At 43.7% G+C, this 26,329-nt stretch carries 25 protein-coding genes; 13 read left to right on the forward strand and 12 right to left on the reverse strand.

All coding sequences use genetic code 11. From position 1 onward, the window contains the following. Positions 1-2,392, reverse strand: a 2,392-nt coding sequence (locus AACT52_RS40220; RefSeq protein WP_073635696.1) for a tetratricopeptide repeat protein, incomplete at its 3' end; no start/stop codon positions are given. A gap of 1,233 nt (positions 2,393-3,625) precedes the next feature. Here AACT52_RS40220 and nifJ point away from each other — a divergent pair. Then, positions 3,626-7,315, forward strand: a complete 3,690-nt coding sequence (gene nifJ, locus AACT52_RS40225; protein WP_073635698.1) for a pyruvate:ferredoxin (flavodoxin) oxidoreductase — start codon at positions 3,626-3,628, stop codon at positions 7,313-7,315. A 151-nt stretch (positions 7,316-7,466) separates the two neighbouring features. Here the strand turns inward: nifJ and AACT52_RS40230 are convergent, their stop codons facing one another. After that, the gene (locus AACT52_RS40230) at positions 7,467-8,705 is read right to left on the reverse strand and encodes a S41 family peptidase (protein ID WP_073635699.1); all 1,239 of its coding nucleotides are present in this window, start codon (positions 8,703-8,705) and stop codon (positions 7,467-7,469) included. Between the two features lie 95 nt (positions 8,706-8,800). Further along, entirely contained in the window at positions 8,801-9,790 is a 990-nt protein-coding gene (locus AACT52_RS40235) for a Rieske 2Fe-2S domain-containing protein (protein WP_073635700.1), read from the reverse strand. Between the two features lie 120 nt (positions 9,791-9,910). Between AACT52_RS40235 and AACT52_RS40240 the strand changes: the two genes are divergently transcribed. Continuing rightward, the gene (locus AACT52_RS40240) at positions 9,911-10,573 is read left to right on the forward strand and encodes a TetR/AcrR family transcriptional regulator (RefSeq protein ID WP_073635701.1); all 663 of its coding nucleotides are present in this window, start codon (positions 9,911-9,913) and stop codon (positions 10,571-10,573) included. Positions 10,574-10,739: 166 nt separating this feature from the next. On the opposite strand, the gene AACT52_RS40245 is transcribed toward AACT52_RS40240, so the two are convergent. From AACT52_RS40245 to AACT52_RS40255, 3 genes are all read right to left on the reverse strand, one after another. Next, positions 10,740-11,612 carry a class I SAM-dependent methyltransferase gene (locus AACT52_RS40245; protein ID WP_233154185.1) on the reverse strand — a complete coding sequence of 291 codons (873 nt, stop codon included), beginning with the start codon at positions 11,610-11,612 and terminating at the stop codon, positions 10,740-10,742. A gap of 234 nt (positions 11,613-11,846) precedes the next feature. Then, complete coding sequence (locus AACT52_RS40250; protein WP_073635703.1) at positions 11,847-12,005, reverse strand: YqaE/Pmp3 family membrane protein; 159 nt, start codon at positions 12,003-12,005, stop codon at positions 11,847-11,849. A gap of 105 nt (positions 12,006-12,110) precedes the next feature. Further along, the gene (locus AACT52_RS40255; protein ID WP_073635704.1) at positions 12,111-12,482 is read right to left on the reverse strand and encodes a translation initiation factor; all 372 of its coding nucleotides are present in this window, start codon (positions 12,480-12,482) and stop codon (positions 12,111-12,113) included. 144 nt (positions 12,483-12,626) lie between these two features. Here AACT52_RS40255 and AACT52_RS40260 point away from each other — a divergent pair, with 144 nt between their 5' ends. The 4 genes from AACT52_RS40260 (at position 12,627) to AACT52_RS40275 (ending at position 16,006) form a co-directional block, all read left to right on the forward strand. Beyond that, positions 12,627-13,784 (forward strand): class I SAM-dependent methyltransferase, encoded by a 1,158-nt coding sequence (locus tag AACT52_RS40260; RefSeq protein WP_073635705.1) that lies wholly within the window; start codon positions 12,627-12,629, stop codon positions 13,782-13,784. 15 nt (positions 13,785-13,799) lie between these two features. Beyond that, positions 13,800-14,069, forward strand: coding sequence for a hypothetical protein (locus AACT52_RS40265; protein ID WP_073635706.1), 270 nt, complete (start codon positions 13,800-13,802; stop codon positions 14,067-14,069). A gap of 700 nt (positions 14,070-14,769) precedes the next feature. Beyond that, positions 14,770-15,351 carry a CAP domain-containing protein gene (locus AACT52_RS40270; RefSeq protein ID WP_073635707.1) on the forward strand — a complete coding sequence of 194 codons (582 nt, stop codon included), beginning with the start codon at positions 14,770-14,772 and terminating at the stop codon, positions 15,349-15,351. A 31-nt stretch (positions 15,352-15,382) separates the two neighbouring features. Then, entirely contained in the window at positions 15,383-16,006 is a 624-nt protein-coding gene (locus AACT52_RS40275) for a ribonuclease H-like domain-containing protein (protein ID WP_073635708.1), read from the forward strand. 60 nt (positions 16,007-16,066) lie between these two features. Here AACT52_RS40275 and AACT52_RS40280 read toward each other — a convergent pair whose 3' ends face one another. Then, positions 16,067-16,594 (reverse strand): rhodanese-like domain-containing protein, encoded by a 528-nt coding sequence (locus AACT52_RS40280; RefSeq protein WP_083630764.1) that lies wholly within the window; start codon positions 16,592-16,594, stop codon positions 16,067-16,069. Between the two features lie 705 nt (positions 16,595-17,299). Here AACT52_RS40280 and AACT52_RS40285 point away from each other — a divergent pair. After that, positions 17,300-18,334: a protein rep gene (locus tag AACT52_RS40285; RefSeq protein WP_083630765.1), complete on the forward strand. Its 1,035-nt coding sequence runs from the start codon at positions 17,300-17,302 to the stop codon at positions 18,332-18,334. Between the two features lie 172 nt (positions 18,335-18,506). On the opposite strand, the gene AACT52_RS40290 is transcribed toward AACT52_RS40285, so the two are convergent. The 4 genes from AACT52_RS40290 to pdxA form a co-directional block, all read right to left on the reverse strand. Then, a complete protein-coding gene (locus AACT52_RS40290; RefSeq protein ID WP_073635709.1) occupies positions 18,507-18,803 on the reverse strand; it encodes a helix-turn-helix domain-containing transcriptional regulator in 297 nt (98 codons plus the stop codon). A 76-nt stretch (positions 18,804-18,879) separates the two neighbouring features. Then, complete coding sequence (locus AACT52_RS40295) at positions 18,880-19,134, reverse strand: type II toxin-antitoxin system HicA family toxin (protein WP_233154186.1); 255 nt, start codon at positions 19,132-19,134, stop codon at positions 18,880-18,882. Next, entirely contained in the window at positions 19,124-19,633 is a 510-nt protein-coding gene (locus tag AACT52_RS40300) for a DUF4365 domain-containing protein (protein WP_073635710.1), read from the reverse strand. Before AACT52_RS40300 ends, AACT52_RS40295 begins: the two co-directional genes overlap by 11 nt. Further along, positions 19,634-20,710, reverse strand: a complete 1,077-nt coding sequence (gene pdxA, locus AACT52_RS40305) for a 4-hydroxythreonine-4-phosphate dehydrogenase PdxA (RefSeq protein ID WP_073635711.1) — start codon at positions 20,708-20,710, stop codon at positions 19,634-19,636. 122 nt (positions 20,711-20,832) lie between these two features. Here pdxA and petM point away from each other — a divergent pair, with 122 nt between their 5' ends. The 3 genes from petM to AACT52_RS40320 all read left to right on the forward strand — a co-directional run bounded on the left by petM (position 20,833) and on the right by AACT52_RS40320 (position 23,149). Then, entirely contained in the window at positions 20,833-20,946 is a 114-nt protein-coding gene (gene petM / locus AACT52_RS40310) for a cytochrome b6-f complex subunit PetM (protein ID WP_073635712.1), read from the forward strand. A gap of 142 nt (positions 20,947-21,088) precedes the next feature. Continuing rightward, the gene (locus tag AACT52_RS40315) at positions 21,089-22,078 is read left to right on the forward strand and encodes an SDR family oxidoreductase (RefSeq protein WP_073635713.1); all 990 of its coding nucleotides are present in this window, start codon (positions 21,089-21,091) and stop codon (positions 22,076-22,078) included. A 153-nt stretch (positions 22,079-22,231) separates the two neighbouring features. Beyond that, positions 22,232-23,149 carry an NAD(+) kinase gene (locus AACT52_RS40320; RefSeq protein WP_073635714.1) on the forward strand — a complete coding sequence of 306 codons (918 nt, stop codon included), beginning with the start codon at positions 22,232-22,234 and terminating at the stop codon, positions 23,147-23,149. Between the two features lie 213 nt (positions 23,150-23,362). Here the strand turns inward: AACT52_RS40320 and AACT52_RS40325 are convergent, their stop codons facing one another. Then, positions 23,363-23,593: a hypothetical protein gene (locus tag AACT52_RS40325; protein ID WP_073635715.1), complete on the reverse strand. Its 231-nt coding sequence runs from the start codon at positions 23,591-23,593 to the stop codon at positions 23,363-23,365. Positions 23,594-23,939: 346 nt separating this feature from the next. Here AACT52_RS40325 and nblR point away from each other — a divergent pair, with 346 nt between their 5' ends. The 3 genes from nblR to AACT52_RS40340 all read left to right on the forward strand — a co-directional run bounded on the left by nblR (position 23,940) and on the right by AACT52_RS40340 (position 26,090). Further along, entirely contained in the window at positions 23,940-24,626 is a 687-nt protein-coding gene (gene nblR / locus AACT52_RS40330) for a response regulator transcription factor NblR (protein WP_073635716.1), read from the forward strand. Between the two features lie 200 nt (positions 24,627-24,826). After that, positions 24,827-25,384: a DUF192 domain-containing protein gene (locus AACT52_RS40335; RefSeq protein WP_073635717.1), complete on the forward strand. Its 558-nt coding sequence runs from the start codon at positions 24,827-24,829 to the stop codon at positions 25,382-25,384. Between the two features lie 514 nt (positions 25,385-25,898). Continuing rightward, complete coding sequence (locus AACT52_RS40340; protein WP_073635718.1) at positions 25,899-26,090, forward strand: DUF2949 domain-containing protein; 192 nt, start codon at positions 25,899-25,901, stop codon at positions 26,088-26,090. The last annotated feature ends 239 nt before the right edge of the window (positions 26,091-26,329 follow it).

A 26,329-nucleotide genomic window follows, 5' to 3' on the forward strand; every position in this document is an offset into this window, starting at 1 on the left:
CGGCTTTTTGGGGTTGGTTGAGCTTGCCATAGGCTTCGGCAATGGCACTTAAGGCTATTGCTTTGGAAGTGGAATCCTGAATCTGGTAGGCAGAGGCGATCGCTTTCTCGAGCAAAGGAGCGGCTTTTTGGGGTTGGTTGAGCTTGCCAATGGCTTCGGCAATCGCTCTTAAGGCATCGACTTTGTATTCGGAATCCTGAATCTCGTTGGCAGAGGCGATCACTTTATCGAGCAAAGGAGCGGCTTTTTGGGGTTGGTTGAGCTTGCTGTAGGCTTCGGCAATGGCACTTAAGGCTATTGCTTTGTCATCGGATTTCTGAATCTCGTTGGCAGAGGCGATCACTTTATCGAGCAAAGGAGCGGCTTTTTGGGGTTGGTTGAGCTTGCCAATGGCTTCGGCAATGGTTCTTAAGGCTATTGCTTTGTCATCGGATTTCTGAATCTCGTTGGCAGAGGCGATCACTTTATCGAGCAAAGGAGCGGCTTTTTGGGGTTGGTTGAGCTTGCCATAGGCTTGGGCAATCGCTCTTAAGGCATCGGCTTTGTATTGGGAATCCTGAATCTTGTTGGCAGAGCCGATCGCTTCCTCGAGCAAGGGAGCGGCTTTTTGGGGTTGGTTGAGCTTGCCATAGGCTTGGGCAATGGCTCTTAAGGTATCGGCTTTGTTACCGGAATCCTGAATCTGGTTGACAAGTTTCAAGGCTTGAGCAGAATTTTCATCCTTAGCAAAGGCGACAGCCGCTTTTGATTGATACTCAGGACTCGTCTGCTGACTCATATTAGTCAAGTTCCAGCGAATTTGAGTCAATTGCCCGGAAGGTGTATGATTCCACCAACCCCAAAACCCCACCGCCAGTAAAAGGATACTCCCAATCCCCCCCAACCTCAAATAAATTCGCTGCTGACTACCTTGACGCAGTGCAACACTAGCTTGAATAAATTCTTTCTCCCCTGCACTTAGTTCCTCTCGGCGTTGTTTCAGCTTTTCTTCCGCTTCTTTTAACACTGCACCCCGCAACAATGCCCCTTCATCCCGTTGCATTTTTTGCCATTGAAGCATTGCGAACCGCAGCCTTTCTTGCCAAGCGCGAAAGCTACCGTCTGCTTTCATCCATTTTCCCAGTTCTTCCCAATTACGAATCAACGCTTCATGAACAACTTCCACAGTTTCTTGGTTAGCAGCATTTTGACTGGTGACGACTAATCGATCATCCGCCAACTGTGTCACCAATTTCCAGCGTTCTTCACCCAATTCGGCTTTCGTTGCCACTCGTCGTGTATCTTGTCTGCCTTCACCCGGATGCACTAATTGGATGAAAATCCGCCGTACCTGTTCTTTCTGGGCTGCGGTCAACTTACCATAATTGTGATCTGCATGACGAGCCAACCCACCTTGTACCTTCCCTATGTGCTGATAAGCTGCATGGGTTAACAGTTTACCCTTTCGCTGCTTCCACAATTCCGTTAACGCAAACTCCAAAAGAGGTAAATTCCCCGGTTCATCTTCCACATCATCCAAAATGCGTTCCACCAGTCCCCCTTCAAATGTCACCCCCAACTTTTCAGCAGGCTTTGCAATCACCTGTGATAGTTCATCATGCTTCATCGAGCTGATCAGCTTAATATCACTTTTCAATACATCTCCAAAAGGGGGATATGACAGAGCATTCCCCAAGAAATCTGCCCGCATGGTTGCAACTAGTACATGATTGTATTGGGACTGATAAGCAGAGGATTGAAAGCTGACTAATAAACTATCTAGAAAACTATGGCGGATTTTATGATCCGCGCATAAAGTATAAATTTCTTCAAATTGATCCGCAATCAGAAGTACTTTATAATTTGGATATTTACGTTGGATGTTACTAAAAACTTTAGCTAAAGAAAGCTCTCCTTCATTGAGAGATTTGGCTAACTTCCCAGCCTGAGTCATCTTATCTGTAGAATCTAACTCCGATCTATAAAGTGGAATAAGTGCCTCAGCTAAAGCATAAAAAGGGTCGGAACCCGGACGGAAGTGAGTAAATAGCCAGTGACCTTCTTTTTGCAGCTTTGGCACTAATCCTGCCAACACCACCGAAGATTTCCCACTTCCCGACGCACCTAAAACGGGTATAAAATTACGGTTTTGAGTCGCAGCGAATAGTTCTTCTACAAATACCTCACGTCCAAAGAAAAACTCCGCATCATCGGGACCAAAGTGAAACAAACCGCGATAAGGACAGGGAAGATTTTCGTCAGCGGCATCCGTATATTCTACAGGGAATAATGTTGTATTTTCACGGTAATAGTAATTGGTAATAGTAATAGTAGCAGTATTGCTATTACCAGGAATAATGACACTGCTGTCAGCATTCCCCCCAAGTTTGACGCTGCGATCTTCTTCTGTCATTTTCCCCTCACTCACGGATTCTGAACGAATTCTACTGGTTTAATACGTCACATGAATATATAGTTGCAAGAAAATCAACATACGCATCCAAAGGAGTATTTCAGTACAAACATCTGTAATTACGGAAAACTTCACGACGACTAGTAGTGCTGCGCGAAAGTCAAAAGTCAAAATTGTTTGACAATCAACATTAATACATTGATACTGTGTGACTCCTGACTATCTTATTGTTATATCGTTTCTTTCAAAGAAGTTTTAAAAGTTTTGGGCGAATATAATTCGCTACTACACAAGCGAAGTCCGCCTGCGCGGACTAACCAAAAATTAAGGGTTTTAAACCCGCGTAGGCGGGTTTTGTCTGTATAGCCGCGACTTACAGTCGCCACGTCTAGTAAGAATAGATACTTTACAAACATCCTCTGAAGAGAAAGAGTGATTGTTCAATAATTCTCTTTCTCCAAGTGCCTCAAGAGCTTTCTTCCTTCATTCTTAAAAATACTAAAAGGCTTATCATTAAGACTGCTCTGAGCAGGGAGCAGCGAGTAAGGGGAGAGAGGGTGTTGCGATTTTTGCACAGATGTTCCAAATAATCTGATAGAGTACCAAATTTTAACAGTGCCACTGGCACAAACATGACGCAACAATCTTTGGAAGACGGAAATAAAAATAATAGTATTTTTCATAGTATTTTTCTAAACTTATTATAATCTCGGTTTCCTGTAAGCAAAAATTTCCCGCACCTCTACCCCAAAAATTTTTTATTATTATTTGAAACTATTGCTAATTGGTATTTTCTCTTCTTGAGTACATTATTAATTCACACAAATCAATGCAATTGATAGCGTGAGATACTGAATTGTATGAAAGATTGATTTAGAGTTAGACTCAAAGTCGCAAATTGTCTGTACATTGAAGCAAAATGAGACAAAAAGCTACAGAGAAATATTAAATTAATATTTCGCTTCATTAATTTGAGTCTACCAAGTTCCGTTGCATTGGCTATTTCTAACTATTTTATTCATAGTTTCCTTTATGCAGTCTAAAGGAATACTTAATTGATAAAAAATGAGATTGCCAAAATGTGCAAGCTGCAAGTCGGAGTGGGGCAGTACTTTCATTTGATATCAAATTTGAAGATTACCCAGGGCTAAGAAGCTTAGGGAATTATCTATGAGCTATTAGCAATTAGCAATGTAGATATTTTGGCATCTGGGGAAACTAACAGGAGGAATGATGAACAAAACCTTTGCAACGATAGATGGGAATGAGGCTGTTGCTCGCGTTGCTTACCGCCTAAATGAAGTGATTGCCATTTATCCCATCACCCCCTCATCGTCAATGAGTGAATGGTCAGATACTTGGTCATCTGAAAGTCGTCCCAACATTTGGGGTACCGTTCCAAGTGTGGTTGAAATGCAAAGTGAAGGCGGAGCAGCAGCAGCGGTGCATGGGGCATTGCAAACAGGTTGTCTCACCACGACTTTCACATCATCCCAAGGATTGCTGTTGATGATTCCCAACCTGTATAAAATTGCAGGTGAACTCACCAGTGCCGTTATTCACGTTGCAGCTCGCACACTCGCAACCCACGCCCTGTCTATTTTTGGCGATCATAGTGATGTCATGGCAGCCCGTGCAACTGGCTTTGCCTTGTTGTGTTCCGCTTCAGTACAGGAGAGCCATGACTTTGCCCTGATTGCTCAAGCAGCCACCCTTAAGGCGCGGGTGCCATTTATGCACTTTTTTGATGGCTTCCGCACCTCTCATGAAATTCAGAAAGTTCAACTACTGGAAGATAGCGACTTGCGATCGCTCATTGATGATGAATTAGTCTTTGCCCACCGCGATCGCGCTTTAACCCCAGATCACCCTGTGTTACGCGGAACCGCCCAAAACCCTGATGTCTATTTCCAGGAACGCGAAAGCATTAATCCCTATTACAACGCTTGTCCCGACATTGTCCAACAGGTTATGGATCAATTCGGGGAACGGACAGGACGACATTACCGCATTTTTGAATACCACGGTGCCCCTGATGCAGAACGGGTTATCATACTTATGGGTTCCGGGTGTGAAACAGTGCATGAAACGGTAGATCACTTCAACGCCCGTGGGGAAAAAGTTGGTGTTGTCAAAGTCAGACTGTTCCGTCCTTTTGATGTCAAAAGATTTGTAGACGTTCTACCTGCTACTGTAAAAGCAATTGCTGTTCTTGACCGCACCAAAGAACCAGGTAGTGTAGGTGAACCCCTTTATTTAGATGTAGTGGCTGCTATTTATGAAGCAGCATGGGCAGATCGGGAACGAGGGAGTGGCAGAATTTCCCCCGATCTTAAAATTGTTGGTGGTCGTTACGGTCTTTCCTCGAAAGAATTTACCCCAGCGATGGTGGAGGGAGTTTTTGCAAACCTTGCTCAGGCAAAACCGAAAAATCACTTTACCATCGGTATTAATGACGACGTTAGTCACACCTCTTTGGCATTTGACCCCAACTTCTCCATAGAACCGGATAACGTTGTACGGGCAATGTTCTACGGGTTAGGTTCCGATGGTACAGTTGGTGCAAACAAAAACTCAATCAAGATTATAGGTGAAGAAACAGACAACTACGCCCAAGGCTACTTTGTCTACGACTCCAAAAAATCCGGTTCGATAACCGTTTCGCACCTGCGCTTCGGTTCACAACCAATTCGTTCAACTTACCTGATTGACCAAGCAAACTTTATTGGTTGTCATCAATCGGTATTCTTAGAACGCATTGATGTATTGAAAGCGGCTGTTGTTGGGGCAACATTTCTGCTCAACAGTCCTTACAATGCTGATACTGTTTGGGAATATCTCCCAGTCGAAGTGCAGGAGCAAATTATTCGCAAGCAACTGAAGTTTTACGTCATCGATGCTAATCAGGTTGCTCGTGAAAGTGGTATGGGGGCAAGGATTAACACGATAATGCAAGTATGCTTTTTTGCATTAGCCGGTGTGTTGCCACAAGAAGAAGCGATCGCCAAAATCAAACAAGCGATCGAAAAAACTTACGGCAAAAAAGGGGCGGAAGTCGTCCGCAAGAACTTGGAAGCTGTAGACAGAACTTTAGATAATTTGCATAAAGTCCAAGTAGAGACAAGGGAGATAAGCGAGACAAGGGAGACAAGGGAGACAGGGGAAATAATTTCCTCATCCCCCTCATCTCCTCATTCCCAATTCCCCGTAAGCGCGCCCGAATTCGTCCGGGAAGTCCTGGGCAAAATCATGTCATGGCAAGGGGATGAATTGCCCGTCAGTGCGTTACCTGCAGATGGTACTTTTCCTACAGGGACTGCCAAGTGGGAAAAACGCAATGTCGCACAAGAAATTCCTGTTTGGGACACTGATGTCTGCGTACAGTGCAACAAGTGTGTCATGGTTTGCCCTCACGCAGCCATCCGTAGTAAGGTTTATCAAGCGGGTGAATTAGCTAACGCGCCAGCAACTTTTAAGTCAGTTAGCCCTAAAGATAAAGACTTTGCCGAACAGAAATTTACTATTCAAGTTGCCCCAGAAGACTGCACAGGATGCGGTATTTGTGTAGATGTTTGCCCTGCCAAGAATAAATCCCAGCCAGAACGCAAGGCAATTAACATGGAACCACAGTTGCCATTGCGGAAGCAAGAGCGCGAAAACTGGAACTTTTTCTTAAGTTTGCCAAATCCTGACCGTCAAGGGCTTAAAATTAATCAAATTCGCCAACAACAACTGCAAGAACCTTTGTTTGAATTCTCAGGTGCTTGTGGTGGTTGTGGTGAGACGCCATATCTGAAATTGCTCACACAATTGTTTGGCGATCGCGCCATTATTGCCAACGCCACAGGTTGTTCTTCAATCTACGGTGGAAATCTACCGACAACCCCTTGGACAACGAACGCCGAAGGAAAAGGTCCCGCATGGTCTAATAGCTTATTTGAAGATAACGCCGAATTTGGTTTTGGTTTCCGCCTCTCCTTAGATAAGCAAGCCGAATTCGCCGCTGAACTCCTGCAAAAATTAAGCGCTGAAATTGGCGATGATAACCTTGTTGAGTCTATTTTAAATGCCCAGCAAAACACTGAAGCAGATATTTACGAACAACGCGAACGGATTGAGCTGTTAAAACACCGATTAGATAAAATCCTCGCTGATGTAGAGACGCGCCATGGCGCGTCTGATGTAGAGACGCGCCATGGCGCGTCTCTACAGAATAACAATCTAAAATCTAAAATTCAAAATCTTAAATCAATCGCTGATTATCTAGTTAAGAAAAGTGTCTGGATTGTTGGCGGTGACGGTTGGGCGTATGATATTGACTTTGGTGGACTTGACCATGTGCTTGCCACCGGTCGCAATGTCAACATCTTGGTCATGGACACAGAGGTATATTCTAACACAGGCGGTCAATCCTCTAAAGCCACCCCACGAGCAGCAGTTGCTAAGTTTGCCGCCAGTGGCAAGCCAGCAGGCAAGAAAGACTTAGGGCTCATTGCCATGACTTACGGGAATGTCTACGTAGCGAGTGTAGCGCTTGGGGCACGTGATGAACATACTCTCAAGGCATTTTTAGAAGCAGAGGCTTACGACGGACCATCGCTTATTATTGCGTACAGCCACTGCATCGCCCACGGTATCAACATGACGACAGCGATGAGTCACCAGAAAGCTTTGGTAGATTCAGGTCGTTGGTTGCTGTATCGGTATAATCCTGACTTACAAAAAGAAGGTAAGAATCCTTTGCAGTTGGATATGCGATCGCCCAAGCAACCAGTAGAACAGTCGATGTACCAAGAAAATCGCTTCAAAATGCTCACCAAGAGCAAACCCCCCCTTGCTCAGCGCCTGTTGGAAGCAGCGCAAGCCGAGGTGGATGCACGCTGGCAGATGTACGAGTATTTGGCGGCGCGTAAACTACCTTAATCACTGCTGATGTTAGGTTTGTAAGCTATAGCGGTTTGCAACTGGGTGTAATACATCAAAGAATTATGGAACCACAGATGGACACAGATGGACACAGATGAATTTGTACTTCATCCAAATGAAAATCGCTGTAGCTTGGTCAAAATCTCAACTATTTCAATCTTGAAATGCGCTGCATCAGAACTGCAAGTGCTTGGGTGTACTGAGTATCTTTCTGCGTAGCAATATTTGCTGGTGTCCATTTCTCAAGCACTGCTTGTGGAATTTCAACCACGTAATCTGGCTTTATGCCAAAGCGGCTAATGTCACGTCCTGCAGGAGTCAACAAGTTGCCGACGGATACCAAAACAACAGAGTTGTCAGACAATTGCTCTCCACCATGAAGCCGTCCTCGACCAAAGGTGGTGGTTCCGACTAACAACGCGCGACGGTTGTCCTGAAGCGCTCCCGCTAAGACTTCGCTGGCGCTGGCAGTACCATCATTAACCAGGACTACTACAGGTTTATTGGTGAGCTTGGAACCACTTGTCTGAATTTCTTCCAAGCTTCCTGTACGATCTCGAATCGATGCAACCCGTTCTTTATTTAAGAAAAGACTGGCAATCTCCGTGCTAGGCTGAAGCAAGCCACCAGGATTATTGCGTAAGTCAATTAAAAAACCGTCTACATTTTTATTCAGTAGCTCTTTGACAGCATTACGCATTTCCTGAGATGCATTAGGCGTAAACTGCGTTAAGGCAATATAACCAATAATTTTGCCTCCCTCCTGCTTGAGCGAGGTACGTACTGGTTGCACAGAGATAGCTTCACGTAAAAGCGGTACATCAAAGGTCTTGCCCTGACGGCGTACAGTTAAAACTACCTGAGTACCTGCTTGACCTCGCAGCCGCATCATCGCCTGATCATGACTCAGAGTTTTGGTGGGTACACCATCAATTGCCTGAATAATATCCTTAGGTTGCAAACCTGCTCTGGCAGCTGGAGTATCCGATATGGCAGTCACTACCCTTAGTTCTTTGGTTTTTTCATCGCTGTCCACTGAAAAATCTATCAGACCAACGCCAATGAACTTTCCACTGCTTTCCATCTCAACACTGGCAAGCTGCTTACCATCCAGAAGGCGGGTTTCAGGGTCGTTAAGTTTTCTCAGCATCACACGAATAGCGTCATAGGCTGCTTGCTTGGTTGTATAGTCTTTAGACAAAACCTCTCGTCGCGTTTGCAGCCAATTTTGACTGTTAAAATTTGTACCAACAAATTTCTGGTTAATTATCTGCCAAGCTTGATCCACAATTTGCCTGTGGCTATTTTCAGCTTTAGCATAGCTAGAAGTGCCAAAAGCAGCAGCTAGTAAAAACAATATGGAGGTGTTGGCAAAAAAGCGACGCATATCTATGATTCAAAGTTTATGCTCAGACTGCGTGGCGATTTTAACATGGTTATTCCTTATCAATACATTGCCCCGAATTGTTATGTTGCTGGCAACTACCGAGATAGATTTGGTTCGGCAACACCTGGAAAGCTTTCAAAATTTCGCCGTACCCAATCCATTCCCACTTCATTGTTTAACTTAATTCGCTGCGGTGTATTGGCGTAAATCTTACCTAAAATCTTTGCGTCTTGATCCACAACCACATTAATTAACTTCAGCAGATTGCCTTTGATCAAGTGTGCAATCGGAGAATGCGCCTTCATGTACATCAACACAAACACACGAGATTGATGCTCAGCTTCTGGAAGATAGAAGTGACATTCTTTCAGGCTCAGCAGCTTATTCTCACCGTGCATCAATCCCATGAACGGAAAGAAGTTTTCTAGATGAGCTTCCAACACTTTTGGCATCGCCAGCAGACCGGGATTTTTCAAAATGTCACGAAATGTAGGTTTTTTCCTGGGTTGCGACAAGTAGGCATGAGAATGTAACCCTTCGTCGATGAACTGCTTCACCTGGACTTGTTCAATCTCAAATAATTTTCGATGCGTACCATTTTGATGGTTGTAGTCGTGCATATTCAGCAGCAAGCTCAAAATATCAGTCGGAATGCTGCGTTCACCCGTAACCCCGATGAACTGATACTCTGCTGTAATCTCATTCATGATGTTTGGAATTGGTATCTTCGGTTCATGTCCTCCGTAAGACCAAATAAAATCACCTTCGATAATTAACTCTAGCGGCTGCATTAACGATTTAGTTTGTTTGTTAGAACCAGGCAGGACTGTGCAACCCGAATGGTCAAATTCCAACGCATGAAAAGGGCAGGCGATCGCGCTACTGCCATCGGGTTTTGTCACACACCATCCCTCTGACAGCATTGCGCCCATGTGAGGGCAAGCGTTGGGCAAGGCACTAATCGCACCATCACTGTTTTGCCAAAGAACGTAATCATTGCCCAACAGAGAAATTTTCATGGGTTTATTGGGCTTTAGCATTGAACGATGTGTCAAAAGCCACGGTGCACCTTGCAATTGCTTCATAATTGCCCAAAATAACTTACTAATTAATTAGTAAGTTTATCAATAACTTACTGGTGCGTCAATTCAAAGATTGAACATCTTCAGTAATCGTAGCTTTTTGGTACGATAGAAGGACAAACTATGAATCAAGATACTGTGGTTCGATCAAGTAAACGAGTTGCTAAATCAGTCCGCCCATTTCGAGATGCTGAAGTGACGCAGCAACAAATATTGAATGCCGCAGAGCAAGAATTCTCACGACATGGCTTAAAAGGTACGCGGATGAGTGCGATCGCTGAGCACGCCAAGGTGACAACTGCAACGCTTCACTACTATTTTGAGAACAAAGAGAACTTGTATAAAGCAGTCTTGCAACGCCCAGTCGATGAAGTGCAAGCTATCCTTGGGCAATTAAACTTTGATACTTTTTCCTCAGAAGAAGCTCTTAAGCAGATTATTCGCATCGCAATTTCAAATGAAGCTAAAAACCCTCAGCGCCAAATGCTCTGGTTTCAAGAAGCTAGTCAAAATCAAGGAGCTTATTTTAGGGAATGCAATGTTTTAAATCTTCACAAACACCTACTTAAGGTTTTGGAGAGAGGCATGGCAGAAGGATGTTTTCGTCCGCTCAAGCCATTTTTGGCATTGACTCATATTTTGAGCGTTTGTCTATTTTACTTCACAGTGCATGAAAACTGGAAACACTTAACACCTGATATTGATCGCCTTAATCCAGAAATGATTGAGGAACACACAGAAGAAGCGATCGCATTTATTTTGGCAGCTGTGAAGCGATCACAGTGAGAAGGACTTATGTAAACCCAATCCCTAATCCCTAACGTTTCGGACTTCGGCGTGAGCGCTCAGTCGAACGCTTCGCTCAACGTTAGCCCCGAGCGAAGTCGAGGGGCTAATCCCCAATACCCAGTCCCCTTCACGCTCAGACTGCGGGGCGATTTTAACACGGTTATTACGCTTTCCTAGCTACAATTCCATACATCAGTGGCAAATTCGGCACATCCTCAGGCGGAAACATCCGGCGTCCGGGTGCTTCCCGCATCCGTTCAAACAGCTTGCAGCCATTGGCGTAAGGATACTCTTTCAAAACCTCCAGAGTCAGTCCAGCTTGCAACAGCGCCGTGACTATATCGCCGATACCCCATTGGAACTCATGGGAACGGTGGGGATTGCGAAAATTCTCAATACCAGTTTCATAGCCCCAAGGAGCCAAGCTTGTACCAGATTCGGCTACGTAATCGCTTATACCATCTTCCCAAGTCAGGTGCTTTCCCTCACTCAAGTAAGAAAACTTGTGGCTAAAATCTTTATCAAACATCATAGCCACGGGATGAAACTCTATTAAAACGAAGCGCCCGCCAGACTTGAGAACTCCTGCAATTCCCTTAGCCCAAACGTTAAGATTAGATATCCAACAAACCGCACCATAAGACGAGAAAGCAATATCAAATTGCTTGCCTTGCTTTGCTGTCTCTTCTAGCCAATCAAACACATCTGCACGATAAAAGGACGCTGGAATTCCAGATTCTTCTGAGAGTTTTTGAGCAAAGGCGATCGCCTCATCACTTATATCTACACCAGTGGCGACAGCACCAAGTTGCACCAAACTTAGAGTATCTTGCCCAGCGTTGCACTGAAGATGAACCAAAGATAACCCAGCAATATCGCCTAAAAGTTCTTTTTCTTCAGGAAACAGAGTGCTTCCTCCCAAACGAAAAAACTTCGCCTGATCACCCTTATGGCTATTGTGCGCCTTGGTAGCTTCATTCCAAGACAAACGGTTTTCTTCGTGAAGATCTTTTCTTAAGGGAGAAGTTGTCATCATCTTGCACCAGTTCTATAGCAATCCTAAATCATTGTGAAATTCTCTCTTCTCTTGGCTTCTTCAGATCCCCGACTTCTTAAAGAAGTCGGGGATCTTGTTTGTTCACAAATCATTTAAATTGCAAAAAAGGTGAGCATTGCCCACCCTAATTTAAATATTCAACGCCAAAAAGTTTTGGCTTTTTTCTTCGCTTTTCTTTCTTTTTTCTTTTGTTTGAGTTTCTTAACTATACATTCACTTTCTAGCAATTACCCAGATTGCATGAACAATGCCAGGAATATAACCGAAAAGTGTCAAAACTATATTAATCCAAAAGTCTATACCAATACCAACTTGCAAAAATACTCCTAAAGGTGGTAGAAAAATAGCACAAATTATTCTAACTAAATCCATCGCTCCCTCCTATGAATATCAAAACGAGCAGGATTTCTGTACTTATTAAAGATAACATTTATGTTTTCAAGCAGCAGATTTCTGGTGTTCGGTAAACTGCACTCCCTAACCACCACTAATTTTTGCTTTGTAACCTAGCTTGAGCAAAATCTCCAAAATTTTCTGCTTCTGGTCGCCTTGAATTTCAATTTCGTTGTCTTTTAGTGTACCACCTGTACCGCACTGAGTTTTCAACTGCTTCAGTAACGCTTGCAAGGTTTCTGGTTTGGCTTGAAAGCCAGTAATCACAGTTACAGTTTTCCCTTTGCGTCCGGCGCGGGTAGCTTGCACGCGCACATTTTGCTGTTGAGGGGGTAGTTCTTGTATTGGTCTTTCTAGCGCAGGAGATGTTGGTCTTTGTAGGGCGGCGGAGTTATCGTTGCCAAATTCCCGGTAGACAAGACGGTTTTCAGAGGATTTGGGATTGGATGAAGACATAAATTTAATTTAACGAAGCACAAGAGATGCTGAGAACTAAAGGGAGAGAGAGTTATATATAATTATGGTCGTTATGTCATTCTAGCTTGTCCATGACTACTACTCCCGTACCCTGGATAAGTTCTATGTAGGAGGGAAACTCTGATGGACAAACAATTCATACACCCAATGCTGCCGCAAGCCACACACGACGAGCTGGCACGGCAAAACTTTGTTCAAAGTCTGAAAAAGCACATTTTTCAGAATATCGCTCCTGGCAATAAGGTTATTTATGAAACAGTAGCAAAGCCAAGATTTGAGCGGGAACATCAGCGTCCTCCCCAGAACCGTCATGAAATCCGGAAGGTTATGCAGCAAGAACCGCAATATCGTTGGTGGGGTGCGCTGAAGCGTCTTAACCAAGAGATGTTATGGGATGCGGTAAACGCTAGCGTTGAGAGACAGCTACCAGATCTGATAGAACGAGCTAAAGATAAGGGTGGCGAACTCGGTACTTTAACGCTTGATCCTAATTTCCAAGTTCCCGCTTACGAAACTGCGGTAGACATTCACTGTATGCCTGGTGGATATCACAGTGAATTTGCGACAAACGATGTTGCTGCTGGTGCAATTTATGATCGCGGGACTTATGTTTATGGTGTCGGTTGGCTAGGACCATTGAACGATGACATGGGACTGTCTATTGTCGAGAACTACCTCAAGCCAGAGTATCCCAACTTTCAACCAAAAAAAATTCTTGACATGGGTTGTTCTGTCGGTCACAGTACCCTACCATACGTGGATGCTTACCCTGATGCAGATGTCTACGCCATAGATATCGGTGCGCCGATGTTGCGTTACGCTCATGCTCGTGCGGAAGCCTTGGGTAAACGGGTACACTTCTCACAGCAAAATGCTGAACATACCAATTTTGCTGATGGGTCGTTTGACCTGGTGGTTTCGCATATTTTACTACATGAAATTCCTAAACCAGCCATTCGGAATGTGATGCATGAGTGTTATCGTCTGCTGGCTCCCGGAGGGATGATGATCCATGTGGAAGCACCTTTGTACAGTCACATGGATGCGTACACAGCTTTCGTGTACGATTGGGAAACTGCTAACAATAATGAACCTTTCTGGAGTGCTATGCGCGATTTGGATTTGGCAGCGTTAGTTACTGAGGCTGGTTTTGCATCTGATAAGGTTATTCAGAAGTTTGTCCCTAATGGTGCATGGCAAGCAAAAGTATCTAGCAACAATTCTCAAAATGGTAGGTTAGGTAGTCGAGGTAGTTGGTTTATTGTCGCAGCAATCAAGTAGACAGGGATTTCTAAGATGAGTAAAACGGCAAAGGGAAAACGACCTGTTTATTTTGATGATCCTCAAACCGATAAGGTGCTAGCAATAGTTATGGCTCTTATCGGTGAGGTGTCTGTGCTGCGAGAACGTCTCGACACTATCGAACGTTTGCTTGAAGCTAAAGATATTTTAGCGATCGCCGACATTGAAGCATACCAGCCAGACGACTCGGTAGCCAAGGAAAGAGAGCAGTGGCGTGCAGAATATATTGCGCGGGTGCTGCGGGTGCTACAAACAGAGAGTTAAACTTTTTGTTTAAAATTTTTGTTTGAACCTTAACAATTCAAAACAAGGAATGCTGTTTTGTATGGACGCAGTTCATAAGGAGGGTTTTGTTTGTCTACTCCCGCAATGTGGATATTTGTCCGGATAACTACAGAAATGGATGTGTATTTTTTATTATGAATGACTTTGCCTTTTTAAAATGAGCATGAAAAACTATTGGCGCGGCTACTTTGATACGCAATGAGTTCCTAACCTCTGGAATCCTGAAAAGTATACGGATATATACAAAAAACAAAAAATCACCGATATTGAAGGGCGGAAGCCCCTAAATTCTATTTATGGGGATGAAGCCCGTTCGCGCAGCGTGCCCGTCAGGGCTTAGGGAAATTTATTTCTCGTCGAACTTATCCGAAAAATCCCGTTTCCGGGAAACCCCATCTCTGGGTAAGGTTTGCCTCGTTCATGTTTACGGTCGCAAACTACCAGATTACACTGCCTTAACCTCATTGGACGTTTAACAATCTAGTTTCAGAGCTTGGGGCTGGCACGCACCCCAAGGTGAGTTCTTAAACACTTGCCGTAAACGTAGCCCTTTGACGGACTTGAACTGGTCAACTACTGTGAACTACAAGCCCCTGCCTTTTAGTGCCTGGGGGTTGCACTCAACGCTTAGGTCGTTGACGGTGTGCGTCTGATAACTCTACACATTACTTAATTTTCCATGTTCCGACAAACTGCTTTTGGCATAGCTTTAAGTACGCTTTTCCTTGGCAGCGCATTATTATCCAATTCTATAGTAGGTCAAACCTCTACAAAGAAATCAGAGTACAGTAAGGTGTTGTCAATGTCGTCACCTCGAGTGACATCACCTGTTACTATTAAGCCTACTGATTTAGAAAAGTCAGTTTTTGACCAAATTAATCGATATCGAGCTTCCAAGGGTTTGCCAAAGCTCTCGCTAGATGCAAAAATCTCACAACAAGCAAGGATTCACAGTCAAAATATGGCTAGGGGTAAAGTTCCTTTTAGCCATCAGGGATTTGTCAAGAGAGTCGGTGCTATTCCTATTCGTTACAGAAGTGCAGGGGAAAATGTCGCCTTTAACTTAGGGTATAGCGATCCCGCGCAGGAAGCTGTGACTGGTTGGCTCCACAGTCCCGGACATCTCGTTAACATCAAAGGCAATTACAATATGACTGGAATTGGTGTAGCAACCAATAGCGAAGGGGAAGTTTATCTGACGCAAATTTTCCTTCGCAGCAATAGATATCAGCGCTTAAGCGCTCACAAGAAACGTAGATAATATAGGTGTTTCACCGAACTTAATCTGATTCATGGAAGATTTTCAGGTTTGCGATCGCGACCTTAGTGACGATGCTTTATCTCATTATCTACAAGCTGAGGTCATTGCTGTAGATACCGAAACGATGGGATTACTACCGCAGCGCGATCGCTTGTGTCTCGTCCAGCTGTGCAACACTGAGGGCAAAGTCACTGCAATTCGTATTGCCAAAGGTCAAACTGATGCCCCAAACTTAAAAAAACTCTTAGAAGCTGCGAATGTCCTCAAAGTCTTTCACTTTGCGCGTTTTGACATTGCCACGCTGCGTTACAATTTGGGCATTCACGTTGCTCCTGTTTTCTGTACCAAAATTGGCAGTAAGTTAGCCCGTACCTACACCCAACGTCACGGACTCAAAGATGTGGTGCAGGAATTGGAACAAGTGGAACTCGATAAAAGCGCTCAAAGTTCTGACTGGGGTAACGCTGCTAATTTATCCGAGGCACAACTCAGTTACGCCGCCAACGATGTGCGCTATCTCATTGGTGTACAGCAGAAACTCGCAGAAATGCTCAAACGGGAAGAACGCTTAGAACTTGCTCAAGAATGCTTTCGGTGTTTACCAACGATAGTTTCCTTGGATTTGTTGCAATTCAAAGACTTGTTTGAACATTAACAACTCAGTAATTAGTTAATAGTCATTAGTCAATAGGAACTAATGACTATTGCCTAAAAACTATACTTGTTTTTGCTGTGTTTCTGCGTGATTTTTTAAACGGTCTACAACATTGTAGTCATCTGCGCCAGGGGGAGTTCTTGATTCTAGAGTTCCTTCGGTAGGACCGCCGACTGCCTTCCATGCTGCCAAACCGCCTTTGAGTTCAGATACGTGTACATACCCAGCATTTCTCAGCAATTGTGCAGCTTGAGCAGTTTGTTCCTCACTTTCACCGTAAACGTAGATATCACGGCTTTTAGCTAAAGATCCTGCTCTGTCTACCAATTGATCAACTGGAAAAGGCATAGCGCCCATGATACGACCTTGGTTATAGGCATCGCGATCGCGCACATCCAGAATTGTCAAAGCTGGTTCACCCCATTCTAAACGAGACTTGAGGACATGAACATCAGACTGGGCATCAATTGGTGGTTGTGACGGAATAACATCGCCTACTACATTCTTGGCTGATTCCACAGTCTTCTTCGCTGCTGATTCCACAGCATTCTTTGCTGCTTCCACTGTATCTTTCCCTGATTCCACCATAGTGTTCCTCCCTAATTAGATTAGACACCTTGCAAAAGCCTTTGTGCGCTAACATACAAACAAACGCGATCGGACTGCGCGTCTCCAAATTAGTCAGCACAGCCTCTCCAGCTCTTTCATCCTCTATTTAAGAGGAAAACAGGGTAATATCACAACGCCTGATTTGTTAAGTACTTTTGCAAGAATTGTATTGACTGTTCAAACTTTACCCAACAAGAGGAGCCGAATTGCTCTTTCTTGAGAATGAAGATTGAGAATGTCTATCTAATGGTAGACTTGTTAGTCAAAACATCTTTTTACTAAATTCTGGGGCGAATTTTTTCCCATCCTATAAAAGATTAACCCACTATGAAGCATCAGGGGTTACTCAGCCAAATATTGTGTTTTTTACTTATGACATAACTTAACGGTGCTTTTTCTGCAAGTAGTTGAAACTAAAATTAGCAAATTTGATGAGAGAAATGTTTATATAGGAGTCAGCCCTTGGATTTGTGAAAAAACAAGATCCCCGACAACTTTTACGAAGTCGGGGATCTGAAAAACTCAATTTCTGCGCTTACGCGCAGGCTGCGCCAACACAAATGAAATAGAATTGCTATATAATAATTGTTTTTCAATCTGAAACTTACTATTTATTGCTGATTAATTAAAAGTTATATCTAAATATATTTCAGGATTTTCACTGAAATATAAATATAAAACACCGTGTTAGTTTGGGTTGTCGATACCAAACTAAAAAGATTAGGGGATTTTGTGTCTGCTGTAGCCTCTGACAGAAGCTCGATTACTTTCAATTTATCGCTTCAGCGTAAGTGCCAAGAAAGTAAAAACTTACTGAAATTATCCGACGTTTCCCAAATAGGCACAACTTGGGACAAGCATAGAGCCAATGCTGACAAAGTTTCCAAATATTATGCAAGCGCAGGTGAAGGTTGCTTCAATCAGTATGCTTGGCGGATAAGAATGTGTTCAGAGTTGCTAGAGTTTCGATTGCTGCCAGAGGAATCAGAAGGTATTCTCAAGTTACAACTATCCGATGCTCGCTTTTGTCGGGTTCGTCAATGTCCTGTGTGTCAGTGGCGACGCTCTCTTATGTGGAAAGCAAAGGCTTACAAGATTCTCCCCCAAGTCGTCGCAGATTACCCTAAGTATCGTTGGCTGTTTATCACCTTAACAGTAAAGAACTGCAAAATTTCAAAACTACGGGAAAGTTTGGATTTAATCAACAAAGCTTTTAAGCGCTTGACTGAATTGAAGTCATGGTCTGCGAAAGGTTGGGTGAAGTCAATAGAAGTGACTAGGGGTCGAGATGGAGTATCGGCACACCCACATTTACATATTTTGGCAATGGTACCGCCTTCGTATTTCAGTCATCAATATCTTTCCCATGCAAAGTGGGTAGCATTATGGCAGCAGTGTTTGCGGGTTGATTACCAGCCAGTTATTCATGTCAGTGCGATCGCCAAGCATCACGATCCTAAAGCACTCATCCCAGAAATTCTCAAGTATCAGGTGAAGGAGTCAGACTTAGTGGCTGATGTCGAATGGTTTTTGGAGTTAACCCGCCAGTTGCACAGAACCAGAGCCATTGGTGTTGGGGGTGTACTCAGGCAATATATGCGGGAATTGGAGGAGAAAAATCAAGACCTCATTGGTGAAACTGAAGCGATAGATGAGGTTGAGGAGCAGAGTCTGTATTTTAAGTGGGAGCGAAAGTCAAAAAAGTACAACACTGAGTGACAACGGAGATTAGTTACCAGCCACCCTACAAGTGAATGACTGGGACACGCAGATTACCTTTACTTGAAGCTGGGAAATAACCTCGATGAAAAGTTATAAAACTTTCTTAAGATAGATAGGAATGTATACAAACAAGCGTTGCAACATCTGTTTGAGATTTTGGATTTTCGCCTCAGATTGACTTAACTGTTACTGCTAGCTGCAACCCTAACGCATCTAATAAAGCAATGAGACAATAAAATTCAACTTCTTTCTTCTCCAATAACATCAGGTCAAGTTTCTTGTAACATTCTTTGACTTGTGCTGAAAGCTTATTAATTCCACCCTGCGCCTCAATAACATTTTTTAGCGCCTTACTTAACATTTTCGGATCGCCCTCTTCTAAAACGACTTCAATATAAGCTGCTGCTTCCAATGGATCTTTGAGGTCTTTAATCAGTTTTTCGTGATAACTTGTGCTTCTAGCCATCATCCCTGTTCCTATAGTCTTTTTAAGGATGGAAGCGTCAACTCTTCTAAAATTGCCATTAAAAGTAAAGCGCTTGTTAGCTTGCCACCTTATCTAAGAAACTGTCGAAAGCATTCTTATCAATTAACTCGTTTTCTATGAGTATTCGGCGTACAGCTACCAAATGAACAGGATGAACATATGCTTGCTGCTTGTAAGCAGGTAAAATGACAAGTACTCCCGATGATGGATACTGAAAAACTTTCTGAGAGCCAGTCGTTGGTAAGGTAGTAAAACCTAGCTTCAACAGGTATTTTTCTAGATCACTAAAAATAATATCTCTATGCATCATGGCGAATTACCCCTTTTATCTGGCGCAAAACATCATCTCTGTATCTAGCAAATTTTTTAATAGCTTCTTGATCCACTAAATTCTTTTTAGGCAGGCGAACTGTAACAGACTGTCCTACTTGAGATAAATCAAAGCCTTCTAAATTCTCAAAATATGCTTGTAAGTATAGCCAATAAGCTACATCTAACTGAGCGTCGTACACAATTAGGATACATGGCATAGGCTCATTGAGCCAAAGTTCCAAGTCAGAGCGTGCTATGGGAAAGGTAACAGTATCTTGATTTGCAAGAACCTTGAGGGAGTCTGTAGCCTTTAGCTGTACGTAAATCTGTCCATTTTCAATTTCACCATTGTTATCATAAGTGAATATAACTAAATCAAACCCATAATCATACTCCATTCGCTCAACAGAATAACCACATAGGAAGACATATCTTTCAACATGGTTGACACTCAGGTCGGCTATGATATGTTCTCTCGGTCGCTTCTTTTTAACCATTTACATGATTTTAAGCCTCTGAGATACCAACTCAGCCGCCAACAGTATCGCTGCTTTCATACTCGTAGCATCAGCAATTCCCTTACCCGCAATATCAAACGCCGTCCCGTGATCCGGTGAGGTGCGAACAAAAGGAAGACCAATAGAAGTATTTACCGCTCTGTCAAATGCCATCAGCTTTACGGGTATTAAACCTTGGTCGTGGTACAGTGCAAGGTAGGCATCGGCTGCTTTTGAAGGCTCAATGCTACCGTACCAAGCTTGACCCGGCTTGACCCACATTGTATCTGGTGGAATTGGACCCTCTAACTGTAAGTTTGGGCGGTTTTTACGTTCTTGCTCTATCCAGGGAATTAACCAATCTTGTTCTTCGTGTCCTAATTGTCCCTGTTCGCCGCTGTGAGGGTTCAAACCAGCGATCGCAATCCTCGCGCTTTGTAAACCAAAATCTTTCTCCAAACACTCCACCAGCAAATCAAGTTTTTCCGTCATCAACTGTGGAGTTAATACTTGAGCTACTTGACTTAAAGGAATATGTGTGGTCGCAAGCAGTGTGCGGAGTGTCCAGCCAGAGTGGGGCGATTCCCCTACAAACAACATTCCCACACGCTTTGCGCCGGATTTTTCGGCTAAAAGTTCCGTTTGACCAGGGTAATTATACCCCGCCGCCTTCCATGCTGATTTGGCGATGGGACCTGTGACGATACCATCAAACTGTCCTGCAACCGTGGAGGCGATCGCTGTTTCCATATAAGCAAAGCTAGCCGCACCACTTGCCGCATTACCCGTCCCGATGATAATTTCATCCTGTATGTGCTTATCTAACGGCACATCAAGTATTGATAGCTCTGCTGGATTTGCCAACGGCTGAGAATTCTCGGCTTGTAGTTTGGTATAAGTCTCTACTAGTAAATCCCGGCTACCCACCACTGTCACGTCACAGGTTTTGCTAACTTCCGGGTCTCTAAGAGCTTTCAAAATCACCTCTGAGCCAATCCCCGCCGGATCTCCCAGGGTCAATGCCAAGCGTGGGCGGCTTTGCACTGATGTTATATTTTTTTCATTAAACTTGGACATACAGATAATTGTATAAGCAGTATAGCTTTACAATGTTTCACATACATCTAATACTATGGCAGCTCTTTGCGGCTCTGGTAGACTTAACTTAATTAAACAATGTTCAAAGGAGAATGACACTCATGGGCGGCGAAATTTTGAATGCAGCGCTGTTGTCCTTCGGTTTAATCTTTGTGGGCTGGGCTTTGGGTGAGTTGTTGCTCAAAGTTCAGGGTGGAGAAGAGGAATCCCTGTAGGGAAGCTCAAAATCGAGGCAAGAGGCACCTAAGAAGCCTCTGTGTCTCGTATACACTTGTTAGAAAAATGTAAAGTTTTGTTTACAGAGATCATTCTGATAAGATTTTATTCATAAAACTTTAAAATTTGTAAAAAGCTCTCATGACATTATTAATAATTGGTGCCACTGGTACTTTGGGAAGGCAAGTGGCTCGTCGTGCGATCGATGAGGGGTATAAAGTCCGCTGTCTTGTCCGGAGTGCCAAGAAAGCCACATTTCTAAAAGAATGGGGTGCGGAACTCGTACCGGGAGATTTGTGTTATCCTCATACACTGAACGCAGCACTTGAAGGCGTCACAGCAGTCATCGATGCGTCAACATCTCGTCCTACAGATTCACTGAGTATCAGACAAGTGGATTGGGATGGCAAAGTATCCTTGATACAAGCGTCTGTTGCTGCGGGTGTAGAGCGTTTTATCTTTTTCTCCATACTCGATGCCGAAAAGTATCCAGAAGTGCCGCTGATGGAAATCAAGCGGTGTACAGAACTATTTTTGGCTGAATCGGGTTTGAATTATACCATATTGCGGCTTGCTGGCTTTATGCAAGGCTTAATTGGGCAATATGGAATTCCCATATTGGAAGGACAACCTGTTTGGGTCACAGGAGAGTCTTCTCCGATTGCCTACATGGATACTCAGGATGTTGCTAAATTTGCCATCCGCGCCTTGAAGGTGCCAGAAACTCAAAAGCAAACTTTTCCAGTGGTGGGGACTCGTGCTTGGAGTGCCGAGGAAATCATTCGTGTGTGCGAACGTTTATCTGGAAAAGAAGCACGGATCACGCGGATGCCTATCAACTTACTGCGTACCATGCGCCGAGTCATACGCTTCTTCCAGTGGGGATGGAACGTAGCAGACAGACTTGCCTTTACAGAAGTCCTAGCGAGTGGTAGACCGCTAAATGCCCCAATGGACGAGGTTTACAAAGTTTTTGGATTAGAACCAAACGAAACCACGACCGTAGAAAGTTACCTGCAAGAGTACTTCAACAGAATTATGAAAAAGCTTAAGGAGTTAGATTACGAGAAAATTCAGCCCAAAAAGCAAAAACCAAAAAGATCGCCGTTTAAGAAAGTTAACAGTCAGTAGTTATCGGTCATGAGTCATGCGTCAGTAGTACTTACACAAAGAACAAAGAACAAAGGACTAATGACAAATGACAAAGGACTAATGACTAAAACATCAAAAATGTGTAAGGATTAACATAATAAAGCGCGTCACCAATAAATTGGATATTTGAGTGTGCCCAAAGCAGGCATTATCTACAATGACGTTAAGCCGATAGCGAGTCGCATCGCTATCGAACTGAAAGACAAGTTCACCGCTGCAGGTTGGGATGTCTGCATCACATCAGGCGTCGGTGGAATACTGGGTTATTCTACTCCAGAAAGTTCCGTATGCCATACCCCAATTGAGGGACTAACACCGCCTGGATTTGATTCAGAAATGAAGTTTGCGGTGGTGTTAGGGGGAGACGGTACAGTTCTGGCTGCTTCTCGATTGGTCGCCCCTTGTGGTATCCCAATGTTAACGGTTAACACTGGTCACATGGGGTTTTTAACGGAAACTTACCTCAATCATTTGCCTCAAGCAATAGAAAACTTGCTCTTGGGCAATTATGAAATTGAGGAAAGAGTGATGCTCACAATCAAGGTTTTTCGGGGAGATTCTATACTGTGGGAAGCTCTCTGCTTAAATGAGATGGTGCTGCATCGGGAACCGTTGACCTCTATGTGTCATTTTGAAATAGCAGTGGGTCGGCATGCACCAGTAGACATTGCCGCCGATGGTGTGATTATATCGACACCGACAGGTTCTACAGCATATTCGTTGAGTGCTGGTGGTCCAGTTGTCACCCCAGGCGTACCCGTGTTGCAACTCGTACCTATTTGTCCTCATTCTCTGGCTTCTAGAGCGTTGGTGTTTCCAGATAGTGAGCCAGTCAACATCTACCCAGTGAATACTCCTCGGCTAGTTATGGTTGTGGATGGCAACGGGGGGTGTTATGTTATGCCACAGGATAAGGTTTATGTAGAGAAATCGCACTACTGCGCCCGGTTCATTCGCCTGCAACCGCCAGAGTTTTTCCGGATATTACGAGAAAAACTGGGTTGGGGTTTACCACACATCGCTAAACCCACTTCTGTGGAATTACCCTAGCGGGATTTTGGATTTTGGATTTTGGATGAGTTAGGGGTGATATGTAGAAATTATACTAAGTCCGTTTAAACACTCATCATTACCAACGTGGGTACACCCCATCACGCCAGTCGCACCCGGAAGGGGCGCTGGCTCCCTAACCCCTCCCCAAAACATCGGGGAGGGGCTTTTGGCGTAAGCCAAAGCCGGGGTGGGGTTCTGGGGGAATAGACACTAATCAACCGCACTTGATAAGCTAACAATCCTATAATTTGCATACCATATTTCAATGAAATTCTTGTGGGGTGGGCATCCTGCCATTGGTGTCAACTTAAGCCAAAATTCTTCTAAAATCTCGGGCGCGGTGGTTCCACCTGGAAATGGGGTGGGGGCGGCTAGTAACGCAAGTAAGCGAGGCAGAGCCTCCCCGTAGGCATTCCCAGCCTGAGGCTGGGAACGAGGCATATTTAAATGAAATTGTTGTGGGGTGGGCAGGAAAGCCCGCCCAAATTGTGCTTTCTTAAAGGCACAACAGCTTATTACCTATGTATAACGCAGCGGAGTGGCACGTTTGAACAAAGGTTATCGGTAGGGAAATTATTTTATCTCAAAGGTAGTGACAAGAGCCAGATTTGGAATTAGTGATTAAAATGACTGTATCTGTTGATTTCTATGACTGATACTTATACGTGCTAAAACATGGTAGAAACAAAGCGTGCCAAGTCAGAATTGACATATCATCAAAAAGCCGTAAATTGCACTACCAACTAAATCCAAATCCAAAATCTAAAATCGAACATTTAAAATCAATATGACGCTTGCTCATAGCCCTTGTGTTTTGCTGATTGAAAGCGACGAAAGCCTAGCAAATCAGCTTGCTTTTGATTTGAAAGAAGCTGGTTATGACCCTATCGTGGCTCATGATGGAACAAACGGTATCCAATACAGCCGCGATCGCGATCCTGCTTTAGTTGTGATTGACCGAATGCTCGCAGGAGAATCAGGGCTGTCGCTGTGTAAAAATTTCCGAACCACTGGAATGCGATCGCCTGTGCTGGTACTGATGGCACGGGATACAGTTGATGACCGCGTAGCTTGCTTAGAAGCAGGAGCTGATGATTATTTTCTCAAGCCTTACCGCGCCGAGGACTTTTTGAACCTGGTTCGCTTATACTTAAAACCTGATATCGATACTTCTGAGCAGTTACGTTTTGGCGACCTCATTTTAGATCTCGCAACCCGCCGCGCCATACTTAATGGGCGGGCGATCGACTTAACAATGAAGGAATTTGAACTGCTCAAGTATCTCATGGAACATCCCCGCGAAGTCTTAACCCGCGAACAAATTCTGGAAAATGTTTGGGGTTACGACTTTATGGGCGAGTCGAATGTGATTGAAGTGTACATTCGCTACTTGCGACTGAAAATAGAAGATGAAGGTCAAAAGCGCCTCATTCAAACGGTACGGGGTGTAGGTTACGTATTAAGGGAAACTTGAACACAAGTAAGGAAGCAAGGCAGTAGGCAAGGTATGCCGTGCTTTGGTTCGCACCACTTGTAGACCGTTCTCAGGACTGCGGTGGAGATGCGCAGATAAAGAGAATGGGAAATTGTGAGTGCTAAATGATGAATTATGAAATAATATAGAGCCTCTAGTTTCAAAATTCATCATTTTTTCGACTGTTAAGAAAAATTGCTATGATTAATTGGCTCGGTTTGCTATCAATAGTTTTGGGCGTTTTACTAGCGGGCTGTTCTGTTCCTACACCAGCAGTTTCTCCCACCACTACGCCTAGCTCTCAATCTCAAGCACCAATGTCTTCGCAGCAAACACCACTGAGTAAGAATGCTGGTCAACAACTACCGATTTCAGCTGTGGCGGTTGTTCCCGATGGCACAAAAATTCAGTTAGAAGTCGCCCAGACACCCCAACAGCAAGCGATGGGGTTGATGTATCGCCCTGCTTTGCCCGACAATCGTGGTATGCTGTTTCAGTTCCCATCACCGTTGCAAGCCAGTTTCTGGATGAAGAATGTACCCGTAGCCCTGGATATGGTTTTTATGCGCGATGGGATAGTCCAGTATATTGCTCCTTCCGCACCTCCTTGCAATAGCAATCCTTGTCCGACTTATGGTTCGGAAAAATTCATTAACCAAGTGATTGAATTGCGTTCTGGACGAGCTGAGGAGTTGGGTTTGAAGGTTGGCTCTCGTGTCAAAATTGAATTCTTAAACTCCAGTTCTTTACGGAGATAAAGATTTAGCTCTTGCTTACTCCCAAGTTCATATAACATTGCTTTTGTAATATTTCTGTAAAAAAAGTCTTGCGTACTCTGGTAAAAAAGTTTATTGTGAGGCTATGATTTAATTCAGTGTAGATACTTGAAGCCTTGTTATTCCAAAACTGGATAACTGATTTTACACCAGATAACAAAAAATATTCCTTTTGACATACGTGTAAAGAGTAGTCAATAAGGGAGTATAAGCTAAGGAATCTTCCTTACTACAGGTGTATTTAACTAGAACACTGAAGTAAAAATATAAAACCACATATACCTGAGCATTGTGCTGCTTAAGACTGGATAAGACAAGTGGCACTATTGTCTATTTTTTCATAAAAGCTCTCTTTGAGAAACATCCAGACAAATTTAGCTGGAGTATCTATTAGGTAAGGGCATAGTGACAGGTGAAATATTGGCTACTTGCAACTATTGAAAAATAGTGAATTGAAATATAAAAGTACACACTATGTGAGAAGGTAGAAGACAAAATGTCACCATCAACCTATTCTAGATTTATTAGCTTTTTGCAGGAAGATTTGGCAATTTCCACAGCTTCCATTGCAGTCGCTCTTCGTCATCGGGAGCAAGATCCAGGTCCTTTGCCAATGATTCTTTGGCAATATGGCTTGATTAGCATAGAACAGTTAGAGCAAATATATGATTGGCTAGAGACAGCATAGGAATGATTAGCTGATTAAGGAGAATCGAACTATGCTACATAGACTATGCCTTTTACAAAGGCTAACGAGTGAAATTGCAAAAATAAAGATGAGTTATATAAAGAGCGAGTTGAATTATCAACTCGCTCTTTTGATTTTGTTAGTAGTTAGTGGTTAGTTATGATTGAACTCTCCACGTTTTGAAAAACGTGGATTCTAGACTGTTGTTGCTTCGCGGGCTAAAAGCCACGCTCCGCAAC

This window comes from Scytonema sp. HK-05 (assembly GCF_963872035.1).
Lineage (GTDB): Bacteria > Cyanobacteriota > Cyanobacteriia > Cyanobacteriales > Nostocaceae > Kalymmatonema.